This window comes from uncultured Winogradskyella sp., assembly GCF_947495255.1.
Taxonomy (GTDB): domain Bacteria; phylum Bacteroidota; class Bacteroidia; order Flavobacteriales; family Flavobacteriaceae; genus Winogradskyella.
Genome location: NZ_CANLYI010000008.1, coordinates 250568 through 263144, shown reverse-complemented (window position 1 = coordinate 263144; position 12577 = coordinate 250568). Strand labels below are relative to the sequence as shown.

The following is a 12577-nucleotide window of genomic DNA, read 5'->3' as shown; positions in this document are numbered from 1 at the left end:
AATGAATTCACAAGAAACGGAAAAGATAAAAGTATTTATTGAGCAAGCTTATGATTTTAGTTCTATTGAAAAGGACACGCTTATTATTGAAGGTAAACAATTACTGTATGTGAAACCTTCTCAGAAAGAATTCGAAATTATAAAAAACATAGAAGGAGTTCAAGCTTTAAACAATGCATTTAATTTTTCTGCATCAAATATCATTGACTCTTTAAAGTCGCAAAATTTAGCTTCAATAACTAGTAAAAGAGTTTTAGGAATTATAACAAAAAATGACACCATATATATTGACCGTTTAAATACCAAAAATTTCAATACTCATAATCATTTTTCAATATATTATATAAATACGTGTAATTATAAAAGTTACACTTATAGAACTCGAGATAATCCCTATTTTGTTATAGATAAGTTATATGAAGACATGTCTTGCGATTCTATAATTGAGCAAAAATATGTGATTGCACAAAATGGATTAAATATTAGAAAAGCGGGAGGGCAAGTTATAGGTAAGTTTAATAATGGTGATATTGTTAACGTAATTGGTTACACTAAAGATTCTATTGAAATAAAAGACAAAAACAAAATTGTAAAAGGGAGATGGGCAATTATTAATTATGAAGATTTTGAGGATGGTAGACGTCATAAAAAACGATATGTTTTTGAAGGTTATTTAGGTGATATTGAAGATGTAAAAGTTTATGATGAAGACTTAATTTATGGTTCTGTAATAAAAACTCCCGCTGAGCAAGACTATAATGACGATGCCTATATTGAAAATCTTTCTGATTATTTTAAATATGAACTGATATCAGCAAGTAAATTCAATTCTGTAAATCAAGATAATTCATATTTTTTAACTAAAAACCCTTCGATTAAGATTACTAAAAATGAAGATAAAACAGAGAATTTTAATCTTCCTATAAAAGATAGTATACTAACTTTTAAAAGTAAGATGGATTACAGTGCAGCTTCGTATACATATTATGGAGATATTGATGTTATTAATTCATATCTCGTTTATGGAGTGTACTATAAAGCAGAAGAAGCTTTGTTTAGTGTAATAGATAAAGAAACGGGAGAAACAAAGTTTGTGTTTCCTGAGTTTCCTAATTTCTCACCAAACAAAAAAAGAATCATTTGCTTTAGCTATAATATTTATAGCGAAATCAATTATTTAGAAATTTATAGTGTAAAGCCAAATCAAACAATCATTTTAGATTATGTGTTTACTTTTCCCAATTGGATTAATTTTGAAAGTGATAATGTAAAATGGTTATCTAACGATACAATTGTATTTAAAATAGTAAATCCGAATATCTACAATGGAAGTGAAGTTGTAAATCCACAATATTTAAAACTTCAATTTAAAAAATAGAATAAGAATAAATGAATACAAAACAAAAAATAGAATCACTTAGAGAAGAAATACGTCAGCACAACTACAATTACTATATTTTAGATGATGCAACCATTAGTGATTATGAATTTGATATAAAATTAAAAGAACTTCAAGCTTTAGAAGAAGCTCATCCTGAGTTTTTCGATGCTAATTCACCAACACAACGTGTAGGAGGAGCCATCACCAAGAATTTTAAAACTACGGTTCATGATTCCAGAATGTATTCTTTAGATAATTCCTATTCTAAAGAGGATTTATTGGATTGGGAAACGCGTATTAAAAAGATGGTTGATGGTGATGTTAATTATACATGCGAATTAAAATACGATGGTGCATCTATAAGCTTAACTTACGAAAACGGTAAATTATTAAGAGCTGTAACTCGTGGAGATGGAGTACAAGGTGATGAAGTCACCGCAAACATAAAAACCATTAACACCGTTCCGCTTCAATTAAAAGGTGATTTCCCGGAGCGTTTTGATATTAGAGGAGAAATTGTATTACCTATTGAAGGCTTCTTAAAAATGAACGAAGAACGGATTGAAAATGAAGAAGAACCTTATAAAAATCCAAGAAATACAGCTTCAGGAAGTTTAAAACTGCAAGATAGTTCTGAAGTTGCCAAACGTCCTTTAGAATGTTTGCTATATAGTATAGTAGGAAACAATATTAATATCACATCACAATTTGAAGGTTTAGAGAAAGCTAGAGCTTGGGGTTTTAAAGTTCCACAAGAAGCTAAACTGGTAAAATCAATTGATGAGGTTTTAGAATATGTAGACTATTGGGATGAAAACAGACATAATTTACCTTACGAAATAGATGGCGTAGTAGTAAAGGTTAATAATTTGTATCAACAAGACGAATTAGGCTTTACGGCAAAAGCGCCACGTTGGGCAATGGCTTATAAGTTTAAAGCTGAACAAGTGTCTACGCGTTTAAATGAAATCACTTACCAAGTTGGGAGAACAGGAGCCATTACACCAGTGGCTAATTTAGAACCTGTGCAATTGGCTGGTACCACTGTAAAACGTGCATCGCTTCATAATGCAGACCAAATTGAAAAATTAGATATTAGAGAAGGTGATGAGGTCTTTGTTGAAAAAGGAGGTGAGATTATACCAAAGATAATTGCGGTTGACTTTACTAAGCGTCCGGAGAATTCGGTACCAACAACCTATATTACAAACTGTCCAGAATGTCATACGGAATTAGTAAGACTAGAAGGTGAAGCAAAGCATTACTGTCCTAATTATACGGCATGTCCACCACAAGTGGTTGGGAGAATTCAACATTATATCTCTAGAAAAGCTATGGATATTGATGGCTTAGGAGGAGAGACGGTTGCTTTATTAGTAAAGGAAGGCTTGATTCATAATTATTCAGATTTATATGAATTGACTGTAGAGCAAGTAATTCCGTTAGAACGTATGGCAGAAAAAAGTGCTGTAAATCTTATTAATGGTATTGAAGCTTCAAAACAAATTCCATTTGAGCGTGTTTTGTTTGCTTTAGGGATTAGATATGTCGGTGAAACAGTTGCCAAGAAATTAGCAAAACATTATAAATCTATCGATGCACTTATGTTTGCTTCTCTATTAGATTTAGTTACAGTAGATGAAATAGGTGAGCGTATTGCAGAGAGTGTCGTTCACTTTTTCTCTATGGAAGAAAACAAACACATTATAGAGCGTTTAAGGTCCTTTGGAGTGCAATTAGAAATTTCGGCAGAGAAATTAGCTAACCAAACCGATAAGCTTAAAGGTCAGACTTTTGTAGTTTCTGGTGTTTTTGAAACCATTTCTAGAAATGAGCTTAAGAAACTGATAGAAGATAATGGTGGGAAAGTATCTTCATCTATCTCATCTAAAACAACTTATGTTGTTGCAGGTGACAAAATGGGACCTAGTAAACGTAAAAAAGCCGAAAATTTAAATATTCAGATACTCACAGAATTAGAGTTTTTAGGTCTTTTAAAGTAAATTCCTACACGTATACAGCTGTTTATTCGATGAAATACATATTTTATGCGATTAAGTGTAAAAAAAATGTTTATATTTGCTTCCGTTAATAAGGGATTAATTAATGTTAGTAAATAAAATTTTCAAAGTAGTATTATTACTCTTAGGAGGCATCTACATTTTACTTCAAGGTTTTGCTAAGGAAGTAGAAGCAGCTGTCCTAAGTGCAGTAATATTATTATTACTTACATGGTTCTATTCTAATAAATCAGTGTATAGGTCTAAGTTTTTTACTTCGTTCTTAGTGGTTTTTACAATAGCACAAGTTTTAAGTGCTATTGCATGGTTTACCCCAAAGATAATGGAGAATGAAACAGATTATTTATACTATATAACAAATATTCTTTTTGTTATATCTTATGTACTACTCATCATTAAAACAATAAGTCAGTTAAATCTAAAAGTTGTATTCTCTGAATTAACAGTACCTATTATAGTATTAATAGTCTTAGATGTGTTTTGCGTCTCTTTAATATCAGGCACTACGGAAGGTTCGTTTTCTTATTATCAGAATATTTTAGAATACACCTACAATGCCGTGGTTATGGCCTTATTATCTTTTGCTTTAGTCGATTATATGTATCGAAACAATTCAAAGTCTATGTTGTTTTTACTAGGAACCATTTTCATGGCATTCTCAGAAATTATACAACTAGCTTATTTCTACATCTTAAGTGATGATAGCCTAAGTTTTGTGTACGCTTTCTTTTTAGTCATGGCTTTTTTCTTCTTATATGCGCAATCACAATATAAGGTTACTGAACCTATTGCAGCCTATGAGGATGAACCTTTAGAGGTTAAGAATAGTTAGGTAATTTCAATTCAGAATAGCATTGTGATAACACTAAAATAAAAAGGGATTTCTAAACCATAATTGAAGCGCCATCTGATTTTATATGCTTCCCAGAATTAAAATAGAAATCTACTTTACCTAAATACAAACCGTAACAACCAACCTGATTTACTAAAACTTTTTTACCTACGCTGTTTTCTTCTATAGTGGGTTTAGATAAAAATGTATGTGTATGTCCACCAATAATGAGGTCAATATCTTTAGTTGCTCTTGCAAGCTTTATATCGCTCACTTTATCTGGCCTGTTTTTATATTCATATCCTATATGAGATAAGCAAATTACTAAATCACATTTTTCGTCTTCTTTTAAAACTCTAGACATGTCTTGAGCTTTTTCAATAGGATCATGGTAAACCGTTTCTTTATACATGTTTTTGTCTACTAAGCCATCTAGTTTGATTCCTAGACCAAAGATTCCTATCTTAATACCATCTTTGATAATAATTTTATAAGGCTTTACATGCGTATCCATTACGGTGTTTGAGAAATCATAATTTGCAGAAACAAATTCAAAATCGGCATGTGGAATTTGAGCATAAAGTCCATCAATACCATTATCAAAATCATGATTACCAATAGTAGCTACATCGTATTTAAGCATACTCATTAGCTTAAACTCTAATTCACCACCATAATAATTAAAGTAAGGTGTACCTTGAAAAATGTCACCAGCATCTAGTAAAAGTGTATTAGGGTTTTCTTGTCTTATAGATTCTACTAAAGTAGCACGTCTAGCTACACCACCTTTATTCGCATTTCTTCCATCATCTGGTCCAAAAGGGTCTATATGACTATGGACATCATTAGTATGTAAGATGGTTATTTTTTTTGTACTAGACCCAAACGACTGTAAACTAAGTCCGCCAACACCAGCTAATACTGTTGCTGCAGTAGATTTTTGTATAAATTGTCTTCTTTTCATAATCTTAATCGTTAAGCTGAATAAAACGGTTGTCTTGTTTTGGGTTTAAAGTATCTCTCTTTTTAAAATTGTCTATTAGGACGTCTCTTATTTTGTAGTTTAAAACGTGTAAACCTTCATTTTTACTAAAAAACACCATGCCATCTCCACCATTGTAGAGGTAATCATTTGTAGCTACATTATATGTTTTAGTCGTATCTATTGGTTCTCCATGAACTGTTGCAGATTTAATATTTCCATCTTTATCTAAAGTTAATTGTAATTGGCTTGAAATTGGATGTGCACGTTTTGCCTTAGATAGGTATTGTATCATTTCATTAATTTGCTCACCTTTTAATTCAGCTACAACTACAGAATTTTCAAAAGGCATTATTTCGTAAGCTGTTCTGGTGGTAATATCTCCTTTAGATATTATAGAACGTATTCCGCCATGATTAAGTAATACAAAATCAATGTTTTTACCAGTTCGTTTATTAAAAACAGGGTTGCCTTCACTAAAAACAGCATCTGCCATTAGGTTTCCAATAGCCGTATTGTATTTACCATCTCCTTTAGTATAAGTCTCAGGTGCGTAAGATATGACGTTGTCCATATCTTTATTAACGTGTTCTCTGTAGGGTTTTATAAAAGCTTCGATAGCTTCATCTGACTTTAGGTTTTCGTCAATATTAAGTCGCTTACCTTCAATTTTAGAAATATTTGGTGATGCACAAGAGAAAATGAGCAACAAAAAACAAAGTTTTAAAGTGTGTTTAATAGTCATTGAATAACTTATATAAAGTTTATATTAAATTGTGAGTGCTTTTATTAAATTTGCACAAAGGCTAAAGATAAATGATTTTAAAAGCATTTAAAGAAAAATCAAATCGAAAATATGTCAACAAATTGTTGGCAGAACATAAACCTACTTTAAACAACGATAAAATAAAGACCGTTGCAGTATTGTTAAATGCTAGTGAGTTTCATGAGTTTGAAGTATTTAGAGTTTATTTTAAAGCTTTAGGATTAACGTCACCAAAGCATAAAATAGTTGCCTTTACGATGGATGATAAATTAGAGCACAACCAATGGAACGCCCATTTTAGTCCTAAAGATTTTGGTTGGAAAGGGAAAATAAAAAATTCCGATTTAGAAGCTTTTATAAATGAACCATTTGATATGATGATTTGTTTTTATAAAAACCCAGTTTTACATCTTAATCAAATTACAGCAGCATCTAAAGCGCTATTTAAAGTGGGAATTTCAAATGAAGACGAACGACTTTATGATTTAATAATTGATATAGAATTAAAGGATATCAATATTTTTAAACAAGAATTAAAGAAATATTTAAACATACTAAAAAAATTATAATGACCAAGTTTATAGGGACTGGTGTTGCATTAATCACACCTTTTAACGCAGATTTAAGTATCGATTTTGATGCATTAGAGCGTCTTGTAGAATATAATATTGAAAACGGTACTGATTATTTAGTAATTAGCGGAACCACAGGAGAAAGTGTTACTGTTACTACAGATGAGAAAAAGGAGCTTATTGCTTTTATATCTAAAGTAAACAAAGGTAGATTACCATTAGTATTAGGGATAGGAGGTAATAATACAGCAAATGTTGTAAGTGAAATAAAAGCAACAGATTTTTCTACTATTGATGGAATTTTATCTGTGTCGCCATATTACAGCAAGCCTACACAAGAAGGAATTTATCAGCACTTTAAAGCCATCGCTGAGGTATCACCTAAACCAATAATTTTATATAACGTTCCAGGTAGAACATCATCTAACATGTCACCAGAGACAACTTTAAGGCTGGCTAAGGATTTTGATAATATTGTAGCAGTAAAAGAAGCTGGTAATAATGTGCATCAGTATTTAGAATTATTGAGAACAAAGCCAAAAGGTTTTTTGGTACTTTCTGGTGATGATGATTTAGCATTAGGAGTGGCATTAGCTGGAGGTTCTGGCGTTATTTCTGTAATAGGACAAGCATTGCCTAAAGAGTTTTCAGAAATGATTCGTTTGGGTATAGCTCGTAAAGCAAAGGAAGCTTATGATATTCATTTTAAACTAATGCCTATAACGGCTTTAATTTTTTCTGAGAACAATCCTTCAGGAATAAAAGCAGTTTTAGAAAGGTTAAATATTTCAAAATCTTATGTTCGTTTACCATTAGTAGAGGCAACAGATGGGTTAAAAGCCACTATTAAAAATGAACTAAAAGTATTAGGTAAAAGTTAAACTTTATATAAATAGGTTTTTAGACTATAAACAACGCTTAATTTAGCCAATAATAATTGTTTTTAAATTCCGTTAATAATGCTTACTTTTGCATCCTGTTTAAAATTTATGAAGAAAGGACTATATATACTCTTATTAAGTATTCTATTTATTTCATGTAGCGATTTTCAGAAAACACTAAAATCTGATGATACTGCAGCGAAGTTTGAAATGGCAGAAGAACTTTATGATGCACAGAAATGGGCAAAATCATTCAGGTTGTTAGATCAAATACTTCAAAAATATAGAGGGAAACCTCAAGCTGAAAAGCTGACGTTTATGCACGCTATGTGTTCTTACCAATTAGGTGATTACTATATAGCGAGTTATCATTTAGATAAGTTTACTGATATTTACCCACAAAGTGAAAAAGCAGAACAAGCTTCGTTTTTATCTGCAAAGGGCTATTATCATAACTCTCCTGTATATTCTAAAGAGCAGAAAGAAACCGTTGAGGCTATTGAGAAGTTACAATTGTTTGTAAATGCTTATCCTAATTCGCAGTATTTAAATGAAGCGAATACTTTGGTAAAAGAATTAGATTTTAAACTAGAGAAAAAAGCTTTTGAAATTGCTAAGCAATATGATTTGATAAGTGATTTTAAAGCTTCAATTAAATCATTCAATAACTTTTTACTTGAGTTTCCTGGAACAACATTAAGAAGTGAAGCCTATTATTATAGATTAGATGCTGCTTACAATTTAGCAATTTTAAGTATAGATTATTTAAAGGAAGACAGACTTAACGAAGCAATAGGCTATTATAATGCATTAAAGAAAACATATCCAAATTACGAAAATTTAGAAAGTGCTACTTTAATGAATGAAAGATTACAAGAAGAATTAAAGACATTAACGACTAAAAGTTAAAACATTATAACGATGGATTTAAAAAAGACAGATGCACCTGTAAGTACTATTACTTATAACAGAAACGAAATTGATGCTTCAACAGATAACATTTATGAAGCTATTTCTGTAATTGCAAAGCGTGCAGAACAGATAAATACTGATATTAGACGTGAGTTAATTGACAAACTAGAAGAGTTTGCAACGTATAACGACAGTTTAGAAGAGATTTTTGAAAACAAAGAACAAATTGAAGTTTCTAAGTTTTACGAAAAATTGCCTAAGCCACATGCATTAGCAGTAAAAGAGTGGTTAGATGATAAAATCTATCATAGAAATACTGAAGATTCTCAATCGTGATTAAATGTCTATTTTAAAAGACAAAAATATTCTATTAGGCATTACCGCAGGTATTGCCGCTTATAAATCTGCTAGTTTAGTAAGATTATTCATAAAAGCAGGTGCCAACGTTAAAGTCGTTATGACACCTGCTTCTAAGGATTTTATAACTCCTCTTACACTTTCCACATTATCAAAACATCCTGTATATTCATCTTTTGTTGAAGAAGGTGATGATGACAACCCAACATGGAATAGTCATGTTGATTTAGGTCTATGGGCTGACATCTTTGTAATTGCACCTGCTACTGCCAACACTATGGCTAAAATGGCAAATGGAGTTTGTGATAACATATTATTAGCGACTTATCTTTCTGCAAAATGTCAGGTTTACTTTGCACCAGCAATGGATTTAGATATGTATTTGCACCAATCTACAAAAACTTCTTTTAATAAATTAACCTCATTTGGGAATAAGTTAATACCTGCCGGAACAGGTGAACTTGCGAGTGGTTTAGTTGGAGAAGGTCGTATGGCTGAGCCAGAAGATATTATAAATTATATTGAAAAGGATATATTAGAGCAATTACCATTAAAAGGTAAACGTGTTTTAATTACAGCTGGTCCAACGTATGAAGCTCTAGATCCAGTTCGCTTTATAGGAAATCATTCTAGTGGTAAAATGGGTTTTGAAATTGCAAAAGCAGCTTCAAATTTAGGTGCTGAGGTTATTTTAGTTACTGGCCCAACACATCAAAAAATAGCACATAACTTCGTAACAGTGAAACCTGTGGTTAGTGCTGAGGAAATGTATAATGAAGTTCATAAGCATTTTAAAGTATGCGATATCGCTATTCTTTCTGCTGCAGTTGCTGATTATAGACCAAAAAATGTATCTGATCAGAAAATAAAAAAGAAGGATTCTACGTTTACAGTAGAGTTAGAAAAGACAAAGGATATTTTAAAATCACTAGGTGAGATTAAAATAGACCAATATTTAGTAGGCTTTGCGTTAGAAACGAATAACGAATTAGAACATGCCAAGGGTAAATTAAAATCTAAGAATTTAGACCTTATTGTTTTAAATTCATTGCAAGATAAAGGAGCAGGTTTTGGAGTATCAACAAATAAAGTTACATTTATAACGTCTTCTAACACTATTATAGAAAATGAATTAAAGTCTAAAGCAGATGTTGCTGAAGATTTAATGCAACTTATATTAAAACAAACCCATGCGTAAATTAATTCTTTTATTTACTTTATTAATCTCAACAGTTGCATTCTCTCAAGAATTGAATTGTACAGTTAGCGTTATTGCACAGCAAACAGGTAACGAGAACGATATGATCTACAAAACTCTCGAAAAGCAATTAACGGAGTTTATAAATAATACAAAATGGACTAATAAAACGTTTAAGCAGAATGAACGTATTAGTTGCAGTATGGTAATTAATGTAAAGGAAAACAATAACGATATGTTTTCGGCTTCATTACAAGTGTCATCTTCAAGACCAATCTTTAATTCTACATACAGTTCTCCTGTGTTTAATTATAATGACAAAGAATTTAATTTTCAATATCTAGAATTTCAGAATTTAGTGTTTAATGAGACACAATTCGAATCTAATTTAATCTCAGTTTTATCTTTTCATGTTTATATGATATTAGGTATGGATGCAGATTCATTTGAGTTAAAAGGAGGCGATGATTATTTTAAACAAGCACAAACCATTGCTAGTTATTCGCAGCAATTAAACGGACAAGGCTGGAAATTAGAAGATGGTTTACAGTCGCGTTTTGCCTTAATAGATAATTTAATGTCACCATCTTATGGTGGTATGAGGTCTGCGATGTATAAATATCATATTGAAGGTTTAGATATAATGAATGAAAACCAAAAGGAAGGAAAAAATAAAATTATTTCAGTCTTTGACGAATTAAAAAAAGTGCATAGTGTACGTCCTAATTCATTCTTAATGCGTGTTTTCTTTGATGCAAAAGCAGATGAAATTACAGATATACTCTCAGGTGGACCGTCTGTAAATATTTCGGATGCTATGGATACTTTAAATAGAATAGCGCCTATGTATTCTCAAAAATGGCGAAATATTAAGTATTAGTTTTCTAGATTTAATTGTCATTCAAAATCTAATCATCTATAATTTATTATAGAATCTTTTTTATTTTTCTTCCGCTTTATAATTATAAAGGCTTAATCCCTTAATTTTGTATTATAAAAAACTAAGCAGTTGTTAACATCACTTTACATAAAAAACTACGCACTCATCGATGAGTTAAATGTTTCTTTTAATAATGGACTTTCAATTATTACAGGAGAAACTGGTGCAGGTAAATCTATTTTATTAGGAGGCTTATCCTTAGTCTTAGGGAAAAGAGCAGATTTAAGTCAGGTAAAAACGGCAGACCAAAAGTGTGTTATCGAAGCTGTTTTTGATATTGCAAATTATGATTTAAAAGAGTTATTTAAAACACTAGATTTAGACTATGATGTGCAGACAATTATAAGACGCGAAATTTTAGCATCTGGTAAATCTAGAGCCTTCATTAACGATACACCAGTAACTCTAGAGAGTTTGGTTTCGCTAAGTAGTTATTTAATAGATATCCATTCTCAGCACCAAACGCAACAACTAACACAAGATGATTATCAGTTTAAAGTCATTGATGCGTTAGCAGATAATAAAACAAATCTCGAAGAATTTTCAAAGCGATTAATTGACTATAAAATACTTCAAAAGAATTTAGAGGAATTAAAATTGTCTAAAGCTGAGTTGATTAAAGAATACGATTACAATCTGTTTTTATCTAATGAGCTAAATGAAATCAATTTGGAAAAAATAAATCTTGAAGATTTAGAGTCGCAATACGAAGAACTCAATAATGTTGAAGTCATAGGAGAGAAGCTAAGTAGTGCGAAGTCAATTTTAAATTCAGAATCTTTAGGTGTTGCAGATCAAATAAATTCAGTAAAACAAGAATTATCTAAAATTACAAATTTCGGTAAATCCTATGAATCTCTGAGAGACCGCATAGTAAGTATTGGGATTGAAATTGACGATATTTTAATAGAACTAGATGATTTAGAGGAAAACTTATCATCAGACCCAGAAGAGTTAGAGCGTATAAGTAATACACTTCAAATTGTAAATAATTTATTTCAAAAGCATTCGGTTTCAGAAATTGAAGAATTAAAAGGAATTAAAAATGATTTACAATCTAAAATTAATAATACAGAAAGTTTAGATGAGACTATAACGCTTAAAGAACAAGAGATTTTAAAGCTAAATGAAAAATTGAATCAAGTTGCATTAAAGATTCATAATAAAAGAAAAAAAGTAATTCCAGTATTTGTTTCGAAGTTAGAAGCTATTTTATCTGAATTAGGAATGCCAAATGCTAAGTTTAATGTAGCGCTTGAAGCTACAGAGAAATTTACAAAAAACGGAAAGGACAATTTACAGTTCTTATTTATGGCAAATAAAGGTTCTAGCTTTAATGAACTTAAAAAGTCAGCATCAGGTGGTGAGTTATCACGTATAATGTTAGCGATTAAATCCATTTTGGCAGAGTACATTCAATTACCCTCTATAATGTTCGATGAGATTGATACTGGAGTTTCCGGAGAGATTTCGAACAAAATGGGAGAAATAATGAAACAAATGAGTGCTAAAATGCAAGTATTTACTATTACACATTTACCTCAGATTGCGGCTAAAGGCGATTCGCATTTTAAAGTATTTAAAACAGATATAGACGATATAACTCATACACAACTTAAAAAGCTTAATGAAGAAGAGCGTATTGTAGAAATTGCTCAAATGTTAGGAGGGTTAAACATTACAGACTCTGCCATGGCACACGCTAAGCAATTATTAAATTAAGAATACTATAATA

The 12577-nt window shown here is 30.9% G+C and carries 12 protein-coding genes; 10 read left to right on the top strand and 2 right to left on the bottom strand.

Annotated elements, in window-relative coordinates:
• The first annotated feature begins 1 nt into the window (after position 1).
• The 3 genes from Q0807_RS14835 to Q0807_RS14825 all read left to right on the top strand — a co-directional run bounded on the left by Q0807_RS14835 (position 2) and on the right by Q0807_RS14825 (position 4234).
• On the top strand, positions 2-1378 hold the full coding sequence (locus Q0807_RS14835) for a hypothetical protein (RefSeq protein ID WP_299111111.1): 1377 nt from the start codon (positions 2-4) through the stop codon (positions 1376-1378).
• A gap of 11 nt (positions 1379-1389) precedes the next feature.
• Positions 1390-3384, top strand: a complete 1995-nt coding sequence (gene ligA / locus Q0807_RS14830; protein WP_299111110.1) for an NAD-dependent DNA ligase LigA — start codon at positions 1390-1392, stop codon at positions 3382-3384.
• Between the two features lie 103 nt (positions 3385-3487).
• Entirely contained in the window at positions 3488-4234 is a 747-nt protein-coding gene (locus Q0807_RS14825) for a hypothetical protein (RefSeq protein ID WP_299111109.1), read from the top strand.
• Between the two features lie 52 nt (positions 4235-4286).
• Here Q0807_RS14825 and Q0807_RS14820 read toward each other — a convergent pair whose 3' ends face one another.
• Positions 4287-5198, bottom strand: coding sequence for a bifunctional UDP-sugar hydrolase/5'-nucleotidase (locus Q0807_RS14820; protein WP_299111108.1), 912 nt, complete (start codon positions 5196-5198; stop codon positions 4287-4289).
• A 4-nt stretch (positions 5199-5202) separates the two neighbouring features.
• A complete protein-coding gene (locus Q0807_RS14815; RefSeq protein WP_299111106.1) occupies positions 5203-5961 on the bottom strand; it encodes a 5'-nucleotidase C-terminal domain-containing protein in 759 nt (252 codons plus the stop codon).
• Positions 5962-6032: 71 nt separating this feature from the next.
• Between Q0807_RS14815 and Q0807_RS14810 the strand changes: the two genes are divergently transcribed.
• From Q0807_RS14810 to recN, 7 genes are all read left to right on the top strand, one after another.
• Positions 6033-6551, top strand: a complete 519-nt coding sequence (locus Q0807_RS14810) for a hypothetical protein (protein WP_299111104.1) — start codon at positions 6033-6035, stop codon at positions 6549-6551.
• Complete coding sequence (dapA, locus tag Q0807_RS14805) at positions 6551-7435, top strand: 4-hydroxy-tetrahydrodipicolinate synthase (RefSeq protein WP_299111102.1); 885 nt, start codon at positions 6551-6553, stop codon at positions 7433-7435. Before Q0807_RS14810 ends, dapA begins: the two co-directional genes overlap by 1 nt.
• A 108-nt stretch (positions 7436-7543) precedes the next feature.
• Positions 7544-8344 (top strand): outer membrane protein assembly factor BamD, encoded by an 801-nt coding sequence (locus tag Q0807_RS14800; RefSeq protein WP_299111100.1) that lies wholly within the window; start codon positions 7544-7546, stop codon positions 8342-8344.
• A 12-nt stretch (positions 8345-8356) separates the two neighbouring features.
• Positions 8357-8683 (top strand): DNA-directed RNA polymerase subunit omega, encoded by a 327-nt coding sequence (locus Q0807_RS14795; RefSeq protein WP_299111097.1) that lies wholly within the window; start codon positions 8357-8359, stop codon positions 8681-8683.
• Between the two features lie 4 nt (positions 8684-8687).
• On the top strand, positions 8688-9902 hold the full coding sequence (gene coaBC, locus Q0807_RS14790; RefSeq protein WP_299111094.1) for a bifunctional phosphopantothenoylcysteine decarboxylase/phosphopantothenate--cysteine ligase CoaBC: 1215 nt from the start codon (positions 8688-8690) through the stop codon (positions 9900-9902).
• Positions 9895-10782: a DUF4835 family protein gene (locus tag Q0807_RS14785; RefSeq protein WP_299111092.1), complete on the top strand. Its 888-nt coding sequence runs from the start codon at positions 9895-9897 to the stop codon at positions 10780-10782. Before coaBC ends, Q0807_RS14785 begins: the two co-directional genes overlap by 8 nt.
• A gap of 129 nt (positions 10783-10911) precedes the next feature.
• On the top strand, positions 10912-12564 hold the full coding sequence (recN, locus tag Q0807_RS14780) for a DNA repair protein RecN (protein ID WP_299111089.1): 1653 nt from the start codon (positions 10912-10914) through the stop codon (positions 12562-12564).
• The last annotated feature ends 13 nt before the right edge of the window (positions 12565-12577 follow it).